The organism is Actinomycetospora flava (assembly GCF_037400335.1).
GTDB classification, from domain to species: domain Bacteria; phylum Actinomycetota; class Actinomycetes; order Mycobacteriales; family Pseudonocardiaceae; genus Actinomycetospora; species Actinomycetospora flava.
On the sequence record NZ_JBBEGM010000012.1, the window covers coordinates 1 to 20577 of the forward strand.

Below are 20577 nucleotides of genomic sequence, written 5' to 3' on the forward strand. Positions count from 1 at the left end.
TAGTCTACCCAAGAACTGCGCCATCGGCGACATCCGCGTCAGGGGAACTCACGGGAGTCGAGGCTGCCTCAGCGACCCGCGACCTGCACTTTCCGCAGCTCAGCGACCCGATGATCATGCGGACCGCGCCGGTCGCGGGCGCCCCCCCGCGCGGCCGATGCGCGAGCGGCACCCTCCGCAGCTCAGCAAGCTGATGATCATGCGCGCCGTGCCTGTCGCGCGAGCCCTGCCCCGATCAGCGTTCCGGCCGAGGGCGACCCTCGCCCGTCTATCCGACCGAAGGTGCCCTTCGGTCAGAACTCCGGCGACCGCCGCCGGATCAGGGCGGCGCCTGCTGGGCTCCGGGCGCCGGCACGACGACGCCGCCGTCGTCATCCCCACCGCCGCCCGGGGTGTCGTCGGTGCCGCCGGGCTGGGGTGCCTGGGTGGTCGTGGTCGTGGTCCTCGTGGTCGGGACGACCGGCGGCGGGACGACCGTGGTCGTGGTCGGCGCCTCGGTGGTGGTGCGCACCCGTGACCGGGTGGTCGTCTCCTGCTCGGTGGTGGTCGTCGTGCTCGATGAGAACACCGGCGGGGCGGGCGGCAGCGCGGGCGGCGCGGCCTCCTCCCGGTTGGACAGCAGGAAGTAGCCGCCGACGCCGCTGGCGAGCAGCAGCGCGAGCAGCGCGACGATCGCCGCGCGCCGGCCCCGCTTGGGCCTCGCCTGTTCGGCCGAGCGCGGGTCGTCGGGCCCGACGAGCGCGGTCGGGTCGGCGGCGCCGTACCCCGCCGTGCCGTAGCCCCCCGCCCCGTACCCCGCCGCCCCGTAGGCGGCCGGGGCGTAGCCGCCGGGAGGGGTTCCCATGGCCCGGGTCGGCCCGCTGGTGGTGGCGCCGCCCATCGGGGCGTAGGCGGTCGGGCCGGTGCCCGTGCCCATCGCGGTGGTCCGCATCGCCCCGCTGCCGGTGACGGGCGCGGGGGCGAGCACGGTCTGGGCGTCCATGCCCGCCTCGCGGGCCATCATGCGCAGCTCGCCGACCACCTGCTCGGTGGTGGGGCGCTCCATCGGCTCGTCGCCGGTCATCGCCGCGAGCAGGTTGCCCAGGGGCGCCGGCACGTCCGGCGGGATCTCGGGGGCGCGGTGCAGGCGGGCGACCGCGGCCTCGAGGGCGTTGCCCGGGTACTCCCGGCGGGCGGTGATGCACTCGAGCAGCACCAGGCCCAGCGCGTACACGTCGGAGGCGGGACCGACCTGCTGGCCGCGCACCTGCTCCGGCGACAGGTACGACGCCGTGCCGATGACCATGCCGGTGGCGGTGATGTTCGTGGCGTCGGCGAGCACCGCGATGCCGAAGTCCGACAGGTGCGGGCGGCCGTCGGTGTCGAGCAGCACGTTGCCGGGCTTGATGTCGCGGTGCACGACGCCGTGGCGGTGCACGTAGGTCAGCGCGTCGCCGAGGGCCGAGCCGAGGGCGACGACGTCGCCGAGCGCGAGCGGACCGCTGCGGATGCGGTCGGCGAGGGACTCGCCCTCGATGAGCTGCATGACGAAGTAGGCGCGGTCGCGCTCCTGGCCGACGTCGTAGATCGTCACCAGGCCGGGGTGGTTCATCCCGGCGAGCGTCTGGACCTCGCGCTGGCGGCGGGACTCGTCGGCCTCGCCGACACCGGCCGGGAACAGCTTCACGGCCACGTCGCGGCCGAGCAGCTCGTCGCGCGCCCGGAACACCTCGGCGGCGCCACCGCGGCCGATGAGGTCACCGAGGGTGTATCGCCCTCCACCCACGGTGGGCGGCGGGCCCGCCTCCGTCGAACTCACGCCCGCGCGCCTCCTCGTTCCGGGTGCTCCGGCGGGTGCCGGCTCCTTCGCGTCCGTAACCCGTCCGAACGGCCCCGGAGTGCCCGGGGCGCCTGCCCATCGTGCCTGGCCCGCTCGGCGCGTCCGACGGCCACCCTGCCGCACGCGCCTCCCCGGGCGATACCACCGCGCCCGCCGGGGTGCGCCCGCGAGGGTGTGGGGCAGGGCGCCCCGCGGGTACGGTCGGAATCCGAACCCCGGTCACACCACCGGTCATCACGGAGGACCCATGAGCCGCGACGACTACGTGCAGCAGGGCAAGCAATTCGCCAACGACCTGCGCGACACGGCCAGCAAGAAGGTCGCCGACAACGAGCAGAGCATCCTCGGCGCCATCGGCAAGGCCGCGCGCTGGGTCGACGAGAAGACCGGCGGGAAGTACTCCGAGCAGATCGGCAAGGCCGAGGCGAAGGCCGGCGAGAGCGTCGGCTGGGCCGCGAAGCAGGGCACCGGCGACCCGCAGGCGCCCGGCGCCGCGGCGGGCGATGGCACGCCGAACACCGGCTCGACCGGGACAGGCCCGACCGGCACCGGCCCGACCGGCACCGGCCCGACCGCCACGCCGCCGTCGAGCACCCCGCCCCCGTCCGGTGCCCCCACCGCACCCGGGGCGTCCGCCGCGCCGGAGCCGCCGACCGGCCCGGTCGGCCCGCCGACGGGCACCCCGTCCGACGCGCCCACCGACCCGGGCCGTCCCACCCACCCGCCGCGCGACGACTCGGCCGACTGGCCGCGCCCGCCGCAGTCGTGAGACCGGGCGCTCCGGAGCCGACCCCCGACCAGGGGCACCGTGGCTGAGTACGACAAGGCCACCCGCCCCGAGCCGACCGATCAGGCCGGCCGGTACACGATCCTCCTCGACGACCAGTGGACGATCGGTCCCAAGCTGCACGGCGGCTACCTGCTCGCCGTGCTCGCCCGCGCGGCGCGCGAGACGGTCTCCGCCGAGCGGCCCGCGCACACCTGCCCGCAGGCGGTGACCGGCACCTACCTGCAGGCGCCCGAGCCGGGTCCGGCGTCGCTCGAGGTCACGGTGCTGCGCCTGGGGCGCGGCGCCTCGCAGCTGCGGGTGCGCCTCGACCAGGACGGCCCGGCCGTCGAGGCCGCGTTCATCCTCGGCCCGCCCGCGGCACGCACGCCGGACGACGTCGAGCCGGCGCCGCCGGAGCTCACGCCCCGCGAGGAGTGCCCTCGCAGCCCCTCGGGGTCCGACGAGGACGGCCGTGGCTCCCTGCCGATCATGGACGTGGTCGACACCCGCCTCGACCCGCGCACCGCCGGGTTCCTGCACGGGCGCCCGTCGGGCGAGGGGCGGCTCGCGGGCTGGGCGTCGCTCGCGTCCGGTGAGTCCTGGACGCCGGAGGGCCTGCTGGTCGCGCTCGACGTGCTGCCGCCGGCGACCTTCGACATGGGCCTCTCGGGGTGGTCGCCGACGATGTCGCTCTCGGCGCACGTCGTGGCCGACCCGGCGCCCGGCCCGCTGCGGGTCGTGCAGTGGGTCGAGCGCGCGGGCGCCGACCGCATGCACGAGACGTGCCGCGTGTGGGACGCCGACGACCGGCTGGTGGGTCACGCCCACCAGCTGGCCGCGATCAGGCGGTAGTCAGCACCGTCTCCGGCGTGCCGTCCGGCAGCAGGCGCCGGAAGCCGGTGAACGGGACGAGCGCCTCGGGGATCGTCACCGACCCGTCCTCCGCCTGGCACTGCTCGAGGATCGCGGCCATCGTGCGCCCGATGGGCAGGCCCGAGCCGTTGAGCGTCGCCACCTGGCCCCGGGTGCCGTGGGCGTCCTTGCTGCGGATCCCCGACCGGCGCGCCTGGAACGTGCCGCAGTCCGAGCAGGACGAGATCTCGCGGTAGGTGTCCTGGCTGGGGAGCCACACCTCGACGTCGTAGGTCAGGGTGCTGTTGAAGCCCATGTCGCCCGCGGCCAGGCGGATGACGCGGTACGCCAGGCCCAGCTCCTGCAGGCACGCCTCGGCGTGGGTGAGCATCAGCTCGAGCTCGGCGCGCGAGTCGTCGGCGGCGCAGACCCGCACCAGCTCGACCTTCGAGAACTGGTGCAGCCGGATGAGGCCGCGGGTGTCGCGGCCGTAGGAGCCCGCCTCCGAGCGGAAGCACGGCGTCCACGCCGTGTACGCCCGCGGCAGCGTCTCGGTCTCGAGGATCTCGTCGGCGTGCATCGCCGTGAGCGGCACCTCGGCGGTGGGGATGAGGTAGAGGTCCCGGTCGCCGGTGCCGGTGCGGAAGAGGTCCTCCTCGAACTTCGGCAGCTGCCCCGTACCGGTCATGGTCGGCGCGGTGACGAGGTAGGGCGGGGAGAACTCGGTGTAGCCGTGCCGGCCGGTGTGCAGCGCGAGGAAGAACGACGCGATGGCCCGCTCGAGCGCCGCCCCCGCCCCACGGGCGAGGGAGAACCGCGCGCCCGAGAGCTTCGCGGCGCGCCCGAAGTCGAGGATCCCCATGGCCTCGCCGATCTCGACGTGGTCGCGCGGGGTGAACCCGAGGACGGGGGGCTCGCCGCTGCGGCGCACCTCGACCGCGTCGTCCTCCGAGAAGCCGTCCGGGGCGTCGTCCGAGGGCAGGTTCGGGATCGCCAGCATCAGCTCGCGCAGGGCGGCCTCGGCGGCGTCGACCTCCTCCTCGGCCTCGCGGATGCGCTCCTTGAGCTCGCGGGCCCGCTCCTTGAGCGCGTCGACCTCGGCGCTCGGGGACCCCGACTTCGCGGCCTTGCCCACCTCGCCGGCGGCGCGCTTGGACTCGGCCCGCAGCTCGTCGACCGCACCGATCGCCGCCGACCGCCGCGACGCCATCGCCTCCAGGCCCGCGAGGTCGAGCGAGTAGCCCCGGCGAGCGAGGCGGCGCACCGCCTCGTCACCGAGCTCGAGCAGGAGGCGTGCGTCGTGCATCGCGGCCGATCCTCTCCGACGGAGCGCGGGGGGTGGATATGAAGAAGGCCCCGGCCGTGGGTCACGGTCGGGGCCCTGTCGATCGCTGCGTGCTGGTGGGCGAGGGGGGAGTTGAACCCCCACATCCTTCCGGATACACGGACCTGAACCGTGCGCGTCTGCCATTCCGCCACTCGCCCGGAGTGATCTGGCAGGAACGCTAGCACGCACGGATCCGGCCCCTCGGAAGGAGGTCGGCGCCCTCGCCGCGGCGACCGATACCATCGAATCCGCCCGCCCGGTGTGGCGACACTCCGGACGGGGCAGCAGGTGTCGGGACGACGGAGCAGACGTCGGACGAGGAGGGATCGCGGTGGGGCGCGCACAGCGCTTCGAGCGCAAGCTCGAGGGACTGGTGGGTGACGCCTTCGCACGCGTGTTCGGTGGCAAGGTCGTCCCGCAGGAGATAGCACAGGGCCTTCGCCGTGAGGCGGAGGACGGCGTGCGAGAGTTGGCAGGTGGGCGCCGCCTGGCGCCCAATCAGTACACGGTGGTGCTCAGTCCCGCGGACCACGAACGCTTGGCCGGCGACGAGGAGACCATCACCCACTCGCTCATCGAGGTCGTGGAGGAGCACCTCACGGAGGGCGGGTGGGAGACTTACGGTGAGGTCGTAGTCTCTCTGGAGCGTTCCGACGCGCTGCACACGGGACAGTTCCGCACCAGGTCGTCCGTTGACCCCGACGCGTCGCGGCGACGGGCCGCGAGCCCCCGATCCGCAGGAGAACAGCCCATGAGTCAGGCACCCGGCCGCTACCCGGACGACCAGCAGGGTCGCGACGGCAACTACGGCCAGCAGGACCCCTACGGCCAGCAGGGCTACCCGCAGCAGGGGTACCCGCAGCAGGGGTACGGCCAGCCCGGCTACGACCAGTACGGCCAGCCGCAGCAGGGCTACCCGCAGCAGGGCTACCCCCAGCAGGGCGGCTACGACCAGTACGGCCAGCAGGGCTACCCGCAGCAGGGCTACGGCCAGCAGCAGGGCTACGACCAGTACGGCCAGCCGCAGCAGGGCTACCCGCAGCAGGGCTACGACCAGTACGGGCAGCCCCAGGGCTACGGCCAGCAGCAGGGCTACGACCCCTACGGCCAGCAGGGCGGCTACCCGCAGCAGGGCTACGGCCAGCCCGGGTACGACCAGTACGGCCAGCCCCAGGGCTACGGCCAGCAGCAGGGCTACGACCCCTACGGCCAGCAGGGCTACGGCGGCCAGTACGGCCAGGGCGGGTACGACCCGTACGCCCAGCAGGGCGGGTACGACCAGTACGGCCAGCAGGGCTACGGCGGTGTCCAGACCCGCCAGCTGACCGCGTCGCTGACCCTGGACGACGGCTCTAACCGCTCGTACCAGCTCGTCAACGGCTCGAACGTCATCGGCCGCGGGCAGGACGCGCAGTTCCGTCTCGCCGACACCGGCGTCTCGCGTCGTCACCTGGAGATCAACTGGGACGGCCAGCAGGCCACCCTGTCCGACCTCGGGTCGACCAACGGCACCACGGTGAACGGCACGCCGGTGCAGACCTGGCAGCTCGCCGACGGCGACACGATCCGGGTCGGGCACAGCGCGCTGCTCTTCCGCGCGCAGGGCTGAGGCCCGAAGGCCCGACGGCGTGCCCGAACTCGTCCTCCAGATCACGAGGGCCGGATTCCTGGCCCTGCTGTGGCTGTTCGTCCTCGCCGCGTTGCGGGTCGTCCGCAGCGACCTCTACGCGGCCTCGGGTCTGCGGGCCGCGGCGCCCGGCGGCCGGCGGCCCTCCACCCGCGGTGGGGGCTCGTCCAAGCCGGCCCGCGGCGGCGGACGCTCGGGGCCCCGTGCCCTGATCGTCACCGCCGGCGCCCTCGCGGGCACCCGCATCGCCCTGGACGGCCGTCCGATCATGATCGGCCGGGCGGACGACTCGACGCTGGTGCTCGACGACGACTACGCGTCCACACGTCACGCCCGGATCTCCCAGTCCGGCGACGACTGGTACGTCGAGGATCTCGGGTCGACCAACGGCACGTACCTCGACCGCAACAAGGTCTCCGGACCCACCCGGGTCCCGGTGGGCACCCCCATCCGCATCGGCAAGACGGTCATCGAGCTCCGGTCATGAGCAGGAGACGAAGCGCGGCGGAGCTCGACCCGCTGAGCAGGAGACGAACCGACGCGGAGCTCGACGCGGTGATCGGCCCGCTGGTCAGCACGCCCGCCATCCGGACCCGGGTGACGACTCCCTGTCCCCTCCCGTGCAGGATCGACCCGTGACCCTGGTGCTGCGCTATTCCGCTCGCAGTGACCGGGGCCTGGTGCGGCAGAACAACCAGGACTCGGTCTACGCGGGCCCGCGCCTGCTCGCCCTCGCCGACGGCATGGGCGGACACGCGGCCGGCGAGGTGGCCTCGAAGCTCGTCATCGCCGCCCTCGTGCCGCTCGACGACGACGAGCCCGGCGACGACCTCCTGGGCGAGCTCGCCGAAGCCACCGCCCAGGGCAACGACGCGATCACCGAACTGGTCGCCGAGGAGCCCGACCTCGACGGCATGGGCACGACGCTCACCGCGGTGCTCTTCGCCGGCAGCAGGCTGGGCATGGTGCACGTCGGCGACTCGCGCGCCTACCTGTTCCGCGACGGCGTGCTCACCCAGATCACCCGCGACGACACCTTCGTGCAGTCGCTGATCGACGAGGGCCGGATCACCGAGGACGAGGCGGCGAGCCATCCCCAGCGCTCGCTGCTGCTGCGCGCGCTCACCGGCCACGACGTCGAGCCCGCGCTCACCGTCCGCGAGGCCCGCTCCGGCGACCGCTACCTGCTCTGCTCCGACGGGCTCTCCGGGGTTGTCAGCGCCGAGACGCTGGCCGAGGCGCTCACAATCGCCGACCCCCAGGACTGCTCGGACCGGCTCATCGAGCTCGCGCTCAAGGGCGGTGGCCCGGACAACGTCACGTGCATCGTCGCCGACGTCGTCGACGTCGACTTCGGCGAGCACGACCCCATCTACGGCGGCGCCGCCGGCGACGGCCGCGCCGACCCCCCGCCCGGCGACTCCGCGGCCGCGCGCGCCTCCGCCGCGACGCTGACCCGCAGCGAGCCCACGCCCCGCCCCTCGCCGGCGGCCTCCGAGTCCTCGCGCCGCGCGCCCCGCCGCACGCGCCTGCGCCTCGCGCTCGCCGCGCTGGCCGTCGTCGCCCTCGCGGGCATCGCCGTGCTCGCCGCCACCGTGTACGTCAGCAGCCAGTACTACGTGGCCGCGGACGACGACACGGTCGTGATCTACCAGGGCGTGCCCGGGACGTTCCTCGGCGTCTCCCTGCAGAGCGTCGCGGAGGACTCCGGCGTCCAGATCGCCGACCTCACCCCCGTCGCCCGCCAGCAGCTGGCCGGCGACGGCATCCGCGTCGCGGACCTCCCGAAGGCCCAGCAGACGGTCGAGCGGCTGCGCACCGAGCAGATGCTCCCGCCGTGCGAGCCCCCCGCCCCGGCCACCGCGCCGGGCACCGTGCCGCCCGCCGGCACCCCCACCGTCGCGCCCGGCACCCCGGGCACGCCCGACGCGGCCGGTCAGGCCCCCGTCGCGTCCCCCGCGCCGGCCGAGCCGCAGGTCCCGGGCCGGGACTGCCGGGTGCCGTAGTGACGCGGCCGACCGCTCCCGGCGCCCGGAACGGCGCGCCCGGGGCCTCCGGGATCGACCGCCCCGCCGACCGCACCGCGCTGCGGCCGGCGGTCGCGGCCGCCGTCTCCACCCGCCGCGGCGTCGAGCTCGCGCTGCTCGGCTTCGCCGCCGCCATCACCACCGGCGCGCTGGTGCTCGTCGAGGCCAACCAGGAGCAAGAGCTCACCTGGGCGCTGCTCTACCTCGGCGCGGCCTACATGGCGATCCTCGCGCTCGCGCACCTCGCCGTCCGGAAGTTCGCGCCGTACGCCGACCCGCTGGTGCTCCCGCTCGCGGCGCTGCTCAACGGCATCGGGCTGGTCATGATCCACCGGATCGACCTGGCCCGGATCGCCCGCGCGGCGAGCCTCGGCAACGACGAGCCCGCCCAGGAGGCGCTGCGCCAGGTCGGCTGGACGGCGATCGGCATCGTCTTCTTCGTCGGCATGCTCTGGCTCGTCCCGGACCACCGCACGCTGGCGCGCTACGGCTACACCGCCGGGTTCGTCGGGCTCATCCTGCTGGCGCTGCCCGCGGTGCTGCCCGCCTCGCTCTCGGAGGTCAACGGCGCCCGCATCTGGATCCGCCTCGGGCCGGCCAGCATCCAGCCCGGCGAGTTCGCGAAGATCCTGTTCGTCGTGTTCTTCGCGTCGTTCCTGGTGGTCAAGCGCGACCTGTTCACCAGCGCCGGCAAGCACTTCCTGGGCATGACCTTCCCCCGGCCCCGCGACCTCGGCCCGCTGCTCGCGGCCTGGGGCGTCGCGATGGCCGTCCTGGTCTTCGAGGGCGACCTCGGCACGTCCCTGATGTTCTTCGGGATCGTGCTGGTGATGCTCTACGTGGCCACCGAGCGCATCTCGTGGGTCATCATCGGCCTGACGATCTTCGCGGGCGGCGCGTTCGCCGCGTGGACGTTCGTGTCCCGCGTGCAGATCCGCGTCTCGGTGTGGCTCGACCCGTTCGCCGACTACAACGGCCGCGGGTTCCAGGTCAGCCAGGGGCTGTTCGGCCTCGCGACCGGCGGGATGGGCGGCACCGGGCTCGGCGCCGGCCGCCCGGAGCTCGTCCCGTTCTCGAGCACCGACTTCATCTTCACCTCGCTCGGCGAGGAGATCGGCCTCGTCGGGATCGCGGCGCTGCTGGTCATCTACTGCGTGCTCGCCACGCGGGCGATGCGCAGCGCGCTCGCCGTCCGGGACACCTTCGGCAAGCTGCTGGCCGCCGGCCTCGGCTTCGCGATCGCCTGGCAGGTGTTCGTCGTCGTCGGCGGCGTCATCAACCTGATCCCGAACACCGGCATCACGGCGCCGTTCGTGTCCTACGGCGGGTCGTCGCTCGTGGCCAACTACGCTCTCGTGGCGCTGGTCCTGCGGGTGTCGAACGCGGCCCGCCAGCCGAGCACCGAGAAGCGGCCCGGCGCACCCGCGCCCGGGCAGCAGGCCCCGCTCGCGCCCCTGGCCGAGGCGAGCACCGAGATGGTCTCGCGCGACCAGGTCCGCACCCCGCCGCACGGCGGCGTGCGCCAGGAGGCCGGTGCCGCCCAGCCCGGCCATCCCGAACAGGCCCCGCGAGGAAGGACCCGAGGAGAGTGAACACCCCGCTGCGACGGGTCTCCCTCGCGGTCATGGTCCTGATCCTGCTCCTGCTGGGGCAGGCCACCTGGATCCAGGTCGTCAAGGCCGACGAGTACCGCGCGGACCCCCGGAACGCCCGCGTCCTGCTGGACGAGTACTCCCGCCAGCGCGGCCAGATCTCGGCCGGCGGCGAGGTGCTCGCCCAGAGCGTGCAGAGCCCCGACCCCGGCGACCGGCTGCGCTACCAGCGCCAGTACACCGACGGCCCGCTCTACGCGCCCGTCACCGGCTACTACTCGCAGATCTACGGCGCGGGCGGCATGGAGCGCGCCATGGACCCGGTGCTCAACGGCACCGACGACCGCCTGTTCGTGCGCCGCATCTCCGACGCCGTCACCGGCCGCGACCCGGCGGGCGGCAACGTCGTGCTGAGCATCGACCCCCGGGTCCAGCGCGCCGCCTACGAGGCGATGACCTCGCGCGGCTACCAGGGCTCGGTCGTCGCCATCCGGCCGCAGACCGGCGAGATCGTCGCCATGGTGTCGACGCCGTCCTACGACCCGAACCCACTGGCGAGCCACTCGGGCACCACCCAGCAGAACGCCTGGAACGAGCTCAGCGAGGACGACCCGCCGACGCTGACCAACCGGGCCACCAGCGAGACCTACCCGCCCGGGTCCACCTTCAAGATCGTCACCACGGCGGCCGCCCTCGAGGCCGGGGCGATCTCCCCGGAGGCCCCGGTCACGGCCGCACCGCGGATCACGCTGCCGGACAGCACGACGACGCTGGAGAACTACGACGGCAAGCCGTGCGGCCCCGGCGCCACGGTGCCGTTCGCGACGGCGTTCGCGAAGTCCTGCAACGGGCCGTTCGCCCAGCTCGGGGCCCAGATCGGCGCCGACCGCCTGCGCGCGATGGCGACCTCGCTGGGCTTCGAGAACCCGGGGCTCACCGTGCCGATGCCGGTGCAGGCCTCCCGCCTCGGCGACATGGCCGACGGCGCCTCCACCGCGCAGTCCAGCATCGGGCAGCGCGACGTGCGCCTGACCCCGCTGCAGAACGCCCAGATCACCGCGACCGTGGCCAACGGGGGCATCCCGATGACCCCGTCCACCGTCGCCCAGATCCAGGGCCAGGACCTCTCGACCGTCGAGTCCACCGAGCCGGACCGGCTGGCCCGCGCGTTCTCGCAGTCGACCGCGGACACCCTGACCCAGCTGATGATCGGCTCGGAGAACAACGGCTCCGGGCAGGGCCGCATCCCCGGCGTCCAGATCGCCTCCAAGACCGGCACGGCCGAGTGGGGCGCGAACCCCAAGACCAACCCGCCGCACACCTGGTACGACGCGTTCGGCCCGGTGCCGAACCCGCAGATCGCCGTCTCGGTGATCGTCGAACGGGGCGGCAACCGCGGCGAGGAGGCCACCGGCGGTTCGGTCGCCTCCCCGATCGGGCGCGCGGTCATCGCGGCCGCCCTGGGGAGTGGTTCCTAGTGGCGCCCACGACCGGATCGCTGATCGGCGACCGCTACCGGCTCGGCCGGCGGATCGCCGTCGGGGGCATGGGCGAGGTCTGGGAGGCCGAGGACTCCCGGCTCGGCCGCACGGTCGCGGTGAAGATCCTCAAGGCCGAGCTCACCGGTGACCCCGAGTTCCTGCACCGCTTCCGCACCGAGGCGCGCACCGCGGGGTCGCTGAACAATTCCGGCATCACCGCCGTGCACGACTACGGCGAGACCACCACCGAGTGGGCCACCGCGAACGGCACCGTGCAGGTGCCCACGGCGTACCTCGTCATGGAGCTGGTCCGCGGCGAGCCGCTGGCCCAGATCCTCGCGGTCCACGGCCGGCTCGGCGTCGACTACACCCTCGACATCCTCGAGCAGTCCGGGTGGGCGCTCGAGGCGGCGCACGAGCGCGGCCTGGTGCACCGCGACGTCAAGCCCGGCAACATCCTGGTGACGCCGTCGGGCCAGGTGAAGATCACCGACTTCGGCATCGCCAAGGCCGTCGACGCCGCGCCGGTGACCCGCTCGGGCATGGTCATGGGCACCGCGCACTACATCGCGCCGGAGCAGGCGGGCGGCGGCGACGCCGGCCCCGCCTCGGACGTGTACTCGCTCGGCGTCGTCGGCTACGAGTGCCTGGCGGGACGCCGTCCGTACCTGTCGGAGAACGCGGTCACGGTCGCGATGATGCACATCCGCGACCCGCTGCCGCCGCTCCCGAACGACGTGCCGCCGGTGGTCCGCCAGCTCATCGAGGCGACGCTGGCCAAGGACCCCCGTCAGCGCTACGCCACGGGCGGCGAGTTCGCGGCCGCGGTCGGCGCGGTGCGTCGCGGCGAGCCCCTCCCCCTGCCCGGCCAGGCCACCGCGCTCACCGAGCGCGTGAACCCCTCCACCCGCGTCGCGCCCGCGATGTCGCGCGAGCCCTCCCCGCCGCGCGGCGCCGAGCGTCCCGACCGCTGGGCCTCCCAGCCCGAGCAGCCCCGCCGCCGCGGGCCCTGGGGCACGGTCGCCGCCCTCGCCGTGGTCGCCCTGCTGCTGCTCGCCGGCGTGCTGTGGGTCATGAACATGACCGAGACGTCGGAGCCCTTGCCGCCCGTGGCCACCACCACGAGCTCCACCACCACGACACCGAGCCCGACCACCACCCGGAGCTCGCGCACGACGACCACGACGTCGGCCTCGAACGGCATCAGCGTCAACCCGGTCGACTACGTCGGCCGGCCCGCGTCGGTCGCGGCGGCCGCGCTGCGGGAGTCCGGTCTCGACCCCGAGGTGGCCACGATCCTCGGCGGGGAGCCGTCGGACCCCTCGCGCTGCCGGGTGCTCTACCTGTCGCCCACCGGCGACGTCCCCCGCGGGGAGACCGTGACCGTCACCTGTCAGGAGTTCTGAGGATGACGACGCCACGACTCCTGTCCGACCGGTACGAGCTCGGGCCCGCCCTCGGCTACGGCGGCATGTCCGAGGTCCACGGCGGGCGCGACGTGCGGCTCGGCCGCGACGTGGCGATCAAGGTCCTGCGCGCCGACCTCGCGCGCGACCCCCAGTTCCAGGTCCGGTTCCGCCGCGAGGCGCAGAACGCCGCCGCGCTGAACCACCCGGCGATCGTCGCGGTCTACGACACCGGCGAGACGCCCACCGACGACGTGCCGCTGCCCTACATCGTCATGGAGTACGTGGCGGGGCGGACGCTGCGCGACATCGTCAAGACCGAGGGCCCGATGGAGGCCTTCCGGGTCTGCGAGGTCCTCGCCGACGTCTGCGCGGCGCTGGACTTCTCCCACCGCCACGGGATCATCCACCGCGACGTCAAGCCGGCCAACATCATGATCACGCCGGCCGGCGCGGTGAAGGTGATGGACTTCGGCATCGCCCGGGCCCTCTCCGACGCCCAGCCCGCGGTCACGCAGACCGCCGCTGTCATCGGCACCGCGCAGTACCTCTCGCCCGAGCAGGCCCGCGGCGAGTCCGTCGACGCCCGCTCCGACGTGTACGCCACCGGCTGCGTGCTCTTCGAGCTGCTCACCGGCCGGCCCCCGTTCACCGGCGACTCCCCCGTCGCGATCGCCTACCAGCACGTGCGGGAGGACCCGCCGGCCCCGTCGGAGATCAACCCGCGGGTGCCGCCGGAGCTCGACGCGATCACGCTGAAGTCGCTGGCCAAGAACCCGTCGAACCGCTACCAGACGGCCGACGAGATGCGCGAGGACTTCTACCGCGTCCTGAACGGCGAGCGCCCCGAGGCGCCGATGGTGATGACGGAGCAGGAGCGCACCGAGTACATGACCGGCGGCCACCCCGTGGCCGCCGCGACCGGGCCCGTCGACCAGGTCGACGACTTCGCCGAGTGGCAGGCCGAGCAGGCCGAGGTCCGGCGCCGCCGCGGCCGGCGGCGCGCGATCGGGTTCGTGTCCGCGCTGGTCCTGCTCGCCGCCCTCGCGGGCGCGTACTTCCTGTTCTCGCCGTCGGCCAACTCCGTCGCCGTGCCCCAGGTGATCGGGCAGCCGCAGGCCGCCGCGCTGCAGACGCTGTCGACCGCGGGGCTGCGGCCGACCGTCGTGCCGGTCGCCTCGAACCCCGAGCAGGTCGGCCAGGTCGTGACCACCAGCCCGTCGAGCGGGCTCGAGGTCCCGCCCGGGAGCGTCGTCGAGCTGCGGGTGGGGCGCGGTCCCGACCGGGTGCAGGTCCCCGACCTCACGGGCCAGACCGCCAACGAGGCCCAGGCGAGCGTGCAGCGGCTCGGCCTGTCCCTCGCGCCGGTCCCGCAGACCCGCGAGGTCGACGACTCCAACCAGATCAACCGGGTGCTCGCGCAGGACCCCGCCGCCGGGCAGTTCCTCGCGCCGGGCACCCCGGTGCAGCTGACGATCGGGCGCCAGCGCGAGACGCTGCGCCTGCCCGACGTCACGGGCCAGGACCGGCAGACCGCGACGACCACCCTCGAGGGCGTCGGCCTGCGTGTCGACGTCACCGAGGTCGACGGCGGCGGGTCGGCCGGGACCGTGGTCTCGACGTCGCCGAGCGCCGGCACCCAGGTGCCTCGCAACTCGTCGGTGACGCTGCGCGTCTCGCGCGGCAACCAGGGCCAGGTGCAGGTGCCCTCGCTGGTCGGGCAGCTGCCCTCCGACGCCGTGCAGACGCTGGTCGCGGCGGGCTTCCGCGGCGGCAACCTGCAGCGCACGTCGCAGTCGGTGAGCGACCCCTCGCAGGACGGCAAGATCCTGAGCCAGAACCCGACGGCCGGCTCGTCGGCCGACCCCGGGTCGAGCGTGGCGGTCGTCGTCGGGCGCTACCAGCCCGGCAGCGACGACGGCGGTGGGCTGTTCCCGGGCGGGAACTGACCCTCCTCCTCGCCGGGCAGACTCAGGCGGGTGGCGCCGCGGCGATCGCCAGGGCCCGCAGGCTCTCGGTGAGCTCGCGGACCACGCCGTCGTCGACGGGGTGGCCGGACAGGCCCATCCAGGTCGCGAGCAGCCGGTGCCCGTCCTCGGTGAGCACGGACTCGGGGTGGAACTGCACGCCCTCGAGCGGCAGCTCGCGGTGGCGCATGGCCATGAGCACCCCGTCCTCGGTCCAGCCGGTGGGCTCGAGCGCCGCGGGGATCGTGTCGGGGAGCACGGTCAGCGAGTGGTAGCGGGTGGCCGTGAACGGGCTCCGCAGCCCGGCGAGCACGCCCGCGCCCTCGTGGTGCACCAGCGAGGTCTTGCCGTGGCGCAGCTCGGGGGCGCGGTCGACGACGCCGCCGTACGCCGCGCCGAGGGCCTGGTGGCCGAGGCACACGCCGAGCATCGGGCGCCCGAGCGCGGCACACCGCCGGATGACCTCGGTGCTCGCGCCGGCGTCGGCGGGCGTCCCGGGGCCGGGGCTGACCAGCACGCCGTCGACCTCGTCGACGAGGTCGACCACCCCGTCGACGTCGTTGCGGCGCACGACGGGGTCGGCGCCGAGCTGCGCGAGGTACTGGACGAGGTTGTAGACGAAGCTGTCGTAGTTGTCGACGACCAGGACGCGCATCCCTCCAGCGTACGAAACCGGTGATCAGGATGCGTGCACTAGACTCGGCGCCGGAGTCTTCCCGATCGGAGCCGACGTGCCGAAGTCCAAGGTCCGCCGCAAGCCGGCCTACACCCCGCCCCCGAAGGCCGGGCCCGCGCCCGCCGGCCCGTCGCACCCGGCCTACGTCGGCATCATGCTCGGCGTCGGCCTGCTCGGCCTCGCCTGGCTGGTGGTCAACTACCTCGCCTCCGAGTCGATCCCGTTCATGCAGGACCTCGGGGCGTGGAACTTCCTCATCGGCTTCGGGTTGATCGTGGTGTCCCTGTTGATGACCATGAAGTGGCGCTGAACCACATCAGTGTCATTCGTCCACGGGTGTGGACGAACCCTGTGGACAACTGCCGGTGAGTGACTCCTGGGCCCCGCCGTGGCCCGCGCTCGTCCTCGGCGCCGCCGGTGCGCTCGGGCTCGGCGCGTGGTCGCTGGCCGCCACCGACCCGCCGGGGCGCCTGCTCACCGGGCTCGCGGCGCTCGCCCTGCTGCTGAGCGCCGCGTTCGGGGCGTTCGCCCGCCCGCGGCTGCGGGCCGACGACGACGGCCTGGCGCTGCGGGGCATCGCGGGCCGGCACACGTGGTCGTGGGCGCGCGTCGACGCCGTGCGGGCGGTGCGGATGCGGCGGATGGGCCTGCCGGCCGCCTACCTCGAGGTGGAGGTGCGCGACGAGGCCGACGGCAACGAGCGGCTGCTCGTGCTCGGGCGCCTCGAGCTCGGCACCGACCCGGTCGAGGTGGCCGACGCGCTCCAGGACCACCGCGCGCGGGCGGGGCGGCGCCTGTCAGGCGAGCGCCAGGGACCGCACCGCGACCAGCACGACGAGGACCACGACGATCCCGCCGACGGCGAGGAGCCCGGCCGCGGGGCGTGAGCGCGCCGGCCCGTACACCAGGACGGCCGCGACGAGCGCCCCGGTGACGAGGCCGCCGAGGTGCCCGAGCAGCGACAGGCCCGGGACGGCGATGCTCAGGACGACGTTGATGCCGATGACCACCAGCGCCGGGCGCATGTTCATCTGCAGGCGGCGCAGCACGACGAGCAGGGCCCCCATCAGCCCGAACACGGCTCCGGACGCGCCGAGGACGGGCTGTCCGGGCGCCCCGAGCAGCACGACGGCGACCGAGCCGCCGAGCAGCGAGACCCCGTAGAGCAGCGAGAACCGCAGGCGCCCGAGGACCAGCTCGAGGTCGCGGCCGAGGATCCACAGCGCGAACATGTTGAGCGCGACGTGCAGCGGCCCGGCGTGCAGGAAGCCCGCCGTGACCAGCCGCCACCACTGGCCGGCGGCGACGTCGGCGGGTACCAGCCAGGCGGTGTCGACCCACGGTGACGCATAGTTCGCCGTCGCGCTGCCCGCGGACACCGCGGTGAGCAGGAAGACGGCGACGTTGACCGCGATCAGCGTGATCGTGACGACCGGCCTGTCGTCCGTGCGGGAACGCCCGCCGCCGACGGTGCGCGGCCGCGTCGCCGCCGCGGCCCGGTTGGCCTCGGCGATGCAGTCGACGCAGTGCGCCCCGACCGGCGCCGGACGCAGGCAGTCGGGGCACGCCGGGCGCCCGCAGCGGGTGCAGGCGAGCGACGTGGGGCGGTCGGGGTGCCGGACGCAGACCGGCGAGGCCTCGGGCCCGGCCGTCGGCCCGCCGGGCGCGGTCACGCCGTCCTCACTGCTGTGGTCGTCCTCAGGGGGCTACCTCAGGAACCGACCGAGACCGAGGTGATGACGATGTCCTGGACCGGGCGGTCGCCGGGGCCGGTGGCGGTCGCGGCGATGGAGTCCACGACGTCGCGCGAGGCCTGGTCGGCGACCTCACCGAAGATCGTGTGCTTGCGGTTGAGCCACGTCGTGGGGGCGACGGTGATGAAGAACTGGGAGCCGTTGGTGCCGGGGCCGGCGTTGGCCATGGCCAGCAGGTACGGGCGGTCGAAGCGCAGGTCGGGGTGGAACTCGTCGGCGAACTTGTAGCCGGGGCCTCCGCGCCCGGTGCCCGTCGGGTCACCGGTCTGGAGCATGAAGCCCGCGATCACGCGGTGGAAGATCGTGCCGTCGTAGAACGGCCCGGAGCTCCCGCCCTTGGCGTTGGGCTCGCTGTACGACTGCTCGCCGGACGCCAGTCCCGTGAAGTTCGCGACGGTCTTCGGCGCCTCGTTGGAGAACAACACGAGGTTGATGTCCCCGTTGGAGGTGTGCAGCGTGGCGGTCGGGGTGTCGGCGGTGGTCACCGGGCCATCGTGCCACTAGGACTCTGCGGGGAGGGACGGTGGCGACCTTCGAATGGAGTAGCGGGTGTGACGGCCCGGCGGGTCGGGCACCTGCACCACAGGGCCGGGGGCATCATGGCCGCCCACCGACGAGTGAGGTGAAGTCGTTGAGCAGCAAGACTCTGATCGGCGCCAGGGAGGACCTGGACGATCTGCGCAAGGAGGGCCGCCGGGCCCGCAAGAAGGCCGAGAAGAAGGCCCAGAAGGCCGCCGCGCAGGCCCGCAAGGACCGCGAGAAGGCCCGCAAGCAGGGCGCGAAGAAGCGCGCCGAGGTCCGCAAGGACGTTCGCAAGGCCGCCGACGAGGCCCGCCAGCGGGTGCTCGACGCCCGCGCCGAGGCCCGCCAGCGCGCCGAGGAGGCGCAGGCCGAGGCCCGCAAGCGCGCCCAGGAGGCCCGCGAGGAGACCCGCAAGCGCGCCAACAAGGCCGCCAAGGAGGCCCGCAAGCAGGCCAAGAGCTACGCCAAGGACGCGCGCAAGCGCCTCGAGGCCTCGGCGGTGCCCACCAGCGCCGACGAGCTGCGTGACTTCGGCGAGTCCGTGCGCGGCTCGCTGGAGGAGGGCCTGACGTCGGTCCGCAAGGACCTCGCGGCCCGCATCGAGCCCGAGGAGCCGAAGAAGCGCCGCCGCTGGGGCCTCTGGCTGGTCGTCATCGCCCTCGTGGGCGTCGGCGCCGCCGTGGTCGCCACGCGTCGTGAGCCGGAGCTGCCGCCTCCGCCGCCGCCCGCCCCGCGGCCGCGTCCGGTCAGCACCGAGAAGCCCGCCGGGGCGCCGCCGGTGACGCCGGCGCAGGCGAGCAGCCAGGAGATCCCGACGCACACGGCCACCGACGCCGTGAGCGGCTCGAACTCCAACGGTGCGGTGGCCTCCGACAAGCCCGCCACCGGCGGCAAGGAGTAACCACTCCGGACGGACACGCTCGTCGGCACGGCCCGCTCCCGGTCCCTCGCAGGACCGGGGGCGGGCCGTTCGCGCGTGTCACCGGCCCAGCAGCCGGCCCGCCAGTCGGCGCAGCCGGTCGCCGGCGCCGACGCCCCGGTCCAGCACGGCGTCCTGCGGGCGCCCCCCGACCACCGCGGCCACGTTCGCCGCGCTCGTCGTCCCCGGCGTCAGGTACTCGCCGTGGCCCCGCGACGCGGCGAGCACGCGGCCGTCGGGCAGCGCGACCTCGCGCGCCGAGAGCCCGGTGACGCCGGGCGCGCGGTTCGGGTCGGGACCGAACCAGCCGGCGTCCGCGACCGGGTCGCCTGCCGCCTCGACCACCCACGCGCGACGCGGCGGGTCCCCGACACCCGGGCTGCCGAGGAGCACGACGTCGTCGACGCCGCTCGCACCGCCGGGCGCGGTGGCCGCCGCCGTGACCACCGAGCCGTACGAGTGCCCGATCGCGGTGAGGTGCACGTCGTCCCGGCGCGCGGCCCCGATCCCGTCGAGGAACGACGCCAGCCGCCGCCCGCCCTCGTCGGCGGCGGCGCGGCCGAGGACCGAGCGGTCGGGGTCGGCGAGCTCGCCGACCTGGGGCGCGTCGTAGCCGTACCAGGCGACGGCGGCGGTGCCCGGTCCCGCGGCGTCGGCCAGCGCGTCGAGCTCCTCGAGGCGTCCGGGCAGCTCGTCGACCCCGGTGGTGAAGCCGGGCGTGTACACCCCGACGTGGCCGGCCGTGTCGACGTCGCCGCGGGCCACGGCCGCGCGCACGCCCTGACCGTCGGCGGGATCACGCTCCACCTCGAGGTCCAGCAGCGCACGGCCGGGCCGGTCGACCGCGGCCGCCACCGCCCCGAGCCGGGCGAGCCGGGTCCGGACCTCGTGCAGCTCGCACCCGATCCGGGCGAGCTCGGCGGGATCGCGGGTGCGGGCGAGACGGTCGCGGGTCACGGTCTCCTCGGCGCGCGCCTGCTCCTGCGCGGCGGCGAGCACGCGCCGGTTGGCGCGGTCGCGCACCGCCGCCGGCACCCCGTCGAGGCCGCCGACCAGGGCGGGCCGGTCGCGCTCGAGCGCGGCGCGGGCGTCCGGGCCGAGACCGTCCCACCAGCGCGCGACCGCCTCGGGATCGAGGCCGGGGACGGTGCCCGGCACGCTCATGGGACTCGTGCCCGGGGGTGCGGGGCCGGCGGCGTCGAGGGCGGCCGCGAGCGCGGCGTCGACGACGAGGGGCGGCGTGTCGGCGGCGAGGGCGACCGCGGCGACGCCGAGCGCCGTGAGCACGCCGTCGAGGTCGTCGAGCAGGACCGCGTGCGCCCGGAGCAGGGCGGTACGCGCGGACGCGGCCTGTTCCGCCGCGGGACCGCGCCATCCGGGTGCGGGGTCGGCGAGCACGGCGGCGGCCCGGGCCAGGGCACGGCGGGCGGCGAGCAGCCGGGCGGCGGCGACCCCCACCGTCACGACCGCCGTCACGAGCCGGGCCCGCCCATCCGCCCCGTCGCGACGGTGTCCCCGGCGGCCATCAGGCCCGTCGCGGCCGCCCCGTCCCCGGCGGCGTAGGCCACCGCGGCCGCGGCCAGCGCCTCGCCGTGGGCCACGAGGTCGGCGCACCACCGCGCGTGCGCGACCTCCCAGCGGTCGGCGAGCGCGGCCGCCGCGGCGCCGGACCGTCCGCCCGGCACGACCGCCACCTCACGGATCGCCTCCGCCGGTGCGCCCACCGGCACCTCGAGCCCGGCGGCGACGCACGCCGCCCCGGCCTCCCGCAGCTCCTCGGGCCGCACGTCCGGCCCGCCCTGGTCGTCCACACCGGTTCCGACGCCGCCGACCCGGCCG

Annotated in this window: 19 protein-coding genes and 1 tRNA gene; 12 read left to right on the top strand and 8 right to left on the bottom strand. The window is 74.8% G+C overall.

Features of this window, described 5'->3' with window-relative positions; all coding sequences use genetic code 11:
* Positions 1–319 precede the first annotated feature (319 nt).
* Entirely contained in the window at positions 320–1798 is a 1479-nt protein-coding gene (locus tag WCD58_RS24660) for a serine/threonine-protein kinase (RefSeq protein ID WP_337705744.1), read from the bottom strand.
* Positions 1799–2066: 268 nt separating this feature from the next.
* On the opposite strand from WCD58_RS24660, the gene WCD58_RS24665 reads away from it, so the two are divergent.
* Positions 2067–2588 (top strand): antitoxin, encoded by a 522-nt coding sequence (locus WCD58_RS24665; protein WP_337705745.1) that lies wholly within the window; start codon positions 2067–2069, stop codon positions 2586–2588.
* A 39-nt stretch (positions 2589–2627) separates the two neighbouring features.
* Positions 2628–3440: a thioesterase family protein gene (locus WCD58_RS24670; protein ID WP_337705746.1), complete on the top strand. Its 813-nt coding sequence runs from the start codon at positions 2628–2630 to the stop codon at positions 3438–3440.
* On the opposite strand, the gene serS is transcribed toward WCD58_RS24670, so the two are convergent.
* Positions 3430–4746: a serine--tRNA ligase gene (gene serS, locus WCD58_RS24675; RefSeq protein WP_337705747.1), complete on the bottom strand. Its 1317-nt coding sequence runs from the start codon at positions 4744–4746 to the stop codon at positions 3430–3432. The genes WCD58_RS24670 and serS overlap by 11 nt on opposite strands.
* Before the next feature lie 93 nt (positions 4747–4839).
* Positions 4840–4925: transfer RNA gene (locus WCD58_RS24680), tRNA-Leu, on the bottom strand.
* A 173-nt stretch (positions 4926–5098) separates the two neighbouring features.
* On the opposite strand from WCD58_RS24680, the gene WCD58_RS24685 reads away from it, so the two are divergent.
* The 7 genes from WCD58_RS24685 to pknB all read left to right on the top strand — a co-directional run bounded on the left by WCD58_RS24685 (position 5099) and on the right by pknB (position 14849).
* Positions 5099–6376 carry an FHA domain-containing protein gene (locus tag WCD58_RS24685; protein ID WP_337705748.1) on the top strand — a complete coding sequence of 426 codons (1278 nt, stop codon included), beginning with the start codon at positions 5099–5101 and terminating at the stop codon, positions 6374–6376.
* A gap of 19 nt (positions 6377–6395) precedes the next feature.
* Positions 6396–6881: an FHA domain-containing protein FhaB/FipA gene (locus WCD58_RS24690; RefSeq protein WP_337705749.1), complete on the top strand. Its 486-nt coding sequence runs from the start codon at positions 6396–6398 to the stop codon at positions 6879–6881.
* 148 nt (positions 6882–7029) lie between these two features.
* Complete coding sequence (locus WCD58_RS24695; RefSeq protein WP_337705750.1) at positions 7030–8400, top strand: protein phosphatase 2C domain-containing protein; 1371 nt, start codon at positions 7030–7032, stop codon at positions 8398–8400.
* A gap of 53 nt (positions 8401–8453) precedes the next feature.
* Complete coding sequence (locus WCD58_RS24700) at positions 8454–10013, top strand: FtsW/RodA/SpoVE family cell cycle protein (RefSeq protein WP_337705963.1); 1560 nt, start codon at positions 8454–8456, stop codon at positions 10011–10013.
* Positions 10010–11491 (top strand): peptidoglycan D,D-transpeptidase FtsI family protein, encoded by a 1482-nt coding sequence (locus WCD58_RS24705; protein ID WP_337705751.1) that lies wholly within the window; start codon positions 10010–10012, stop codon positions 11489–11491. The genes WCD58_RS24700 and WCD58_RS24705 overlap by 4 nt, the downstream gene beginning before the upstream one ends.
* Positions 11491–12900 carry a serine/threonine-protein kinase gene (locus tag WCD58_RS24710; RefSeq protein ID WP_337705752.1) on the top strand — a complete coding sequence of 470 codons (1410 nt, stop codon included), beginning with the start codon at positions 11491–11493 and terminating at the stop codon, positions 12898–12900. Before WCD58_RS24705 ends, WCD58_RS24710 begins: the two co-directional genes overlap by 1 nt.
* Before the next feature lie 2 nt (positions 12901–12902).
* Positions 12903–14849, top strand: a complete 1947-nt coding sequence (gene pknB / locus WCD58_RS24715) for a Stk1 family PASTA domain-containing Ser/Thr kinase (RefSeq protein WP_337705753.1) — start codon at positions 12903–12905, stop codon at positions 14847–14849.
* A gap of 22 nt (positions 14850–14871) precedes the next feature.
* Here the strand turns inward: pknB and WCD58_RS24720 are convergent, their stop codons facing one another.
* On the bottom strand, positions 14872–15522 hold the full coding sequence (locus tag WCD58_RS24720) for an aminodeoxychorismate/anthranilate synthase component II (protein WP_337705754.1): 651 nt from the start codon (positions 15520–15522) through the stop codon (positions 14872–14874).
* Between the two features lie 76 nt (positions 15523–15598).
* Here WCD58_RS24720 and crgA point away from each other — a divergent pair, with 76 nt between their 5' ends.
* On the top strand, positions 15599–15853 hold the full coding sequence (gene crgA, locus WCD58_RS24725; protein ID WP_274283354.1) for a cell division protein CrgA: 255 nt from the start codon (positions 15599–15601) through the stop codon (positions 15851–15853).
* A 55-nt stretch (positions 15854–15908) separates the two neighbouring features.
* Complete coding sequence (locus tag WCD58_RS24730) at positions 15909–16430, top strand: PH domain-containing protein (RefSeq protein ID WP_337705756.1); 522 nt, start codon at positions 15909–15911, stop codon at positions 16428–16430.
* Here the strand turns inward: WCD58_RS24730 and WCD58_RS24735 are convergent.
* Both WCD58_RS24735 and WCD58_RS24740 read right to left on the bottom strand, forming a co-directional pair.
* Positions 16341–17216, bottom strand: a complete 876-nt coding sequence (locus WCD58_RS24735; RefSeq protein ID WP_337705757.1) for a rhomboid family intramembrane serine protease — start codon at positions 17214–17216, stop codon at positions 16341–16343. The genes WCD58_RS24730 and WCD58_RS24735 overlap by 90 nt on opposite strands.
* Positions 17217–17254: 38 nt before the next feature.
* Positions 17255–17782: a peptidylprolyl isomerase gene (locus tag WCD58_RS24740; RefSeq protein WP_337705758.1), complete on the bottom strand. Its 528-nt coding sequence runs from the start codon at positions 17780–17782 to the stop codon at positions 17255–17257.
* 146 nt (positions 17783–17928) lie between these two features.
* On the opposite strand from WCD58_RS24740, the gene WCD58_RS24745 reads away from it, so the two are divergent.
* On the top strand, positions 17929–18720 hold the full coding sequence (locus tag WCD58_RS24745) for a hypothetical protein (protein WP_337705759.1): 792 nt from the start codon (positions 17929–17931) through the stop codon (positions 18718–18720).
* Positions 18721–18798: 78 nt separating this feature from the next.
* Here WCD58_RS24745 and WCD58_RS24750 read toward each other — a convergent pair whose 3' ends face one another.
* Entirely contained in the window at positions 18799–20202 is a 1404-nt protein-coding gene (locus WCD58_RS24750) for an alpha/beta hydrolase (protein WP_337705760.1), read from the bottom strand.
* 8 nt (positions 20203–20210) lie between these two features.
* A complete protein-coding gene (locus WCD58_RS24755) occupies positions 20211–20549 on the bottom strand; it encodes a hypothetical protein (RefSeq protein WP_337705761.1) in 339 nt (112 codons plus the stop codon).
* Positions 20550–20577: the final 28 nt, after the last annotated feature.

Bases quoted from the DNA above. Each gene is read 5' to 3' on its own strand.
- WCD58_RS24665 (WP_337705745.1), top strand. From the start codon at position 2,067: ATGAGCCGCGACGACTACGTGCAGCAGGGCAAGCAATTCGCCAACGAC.
- serS (WP_337705747.1), bottom strand. From the start codon at position 4,746: ATGCACGACGCACGCCTCCTGCTCGAGCTCGGTGACGAGGCGGTGCGC.
- pknB (WP_337705753.1), top strand. From the start codon at position 12,903: ATGACGACGCCACGACTCCTGTCCGACCGGTACGAGCTCGGGCCCGCC.
- WCD58_RS24720 (WP_337705754.1), bottom strand. From the start codon at position 15,522: ATGCGCGTCCTGGTCGTCGACAACTACGACAGCTTCGTCTACAACCTC.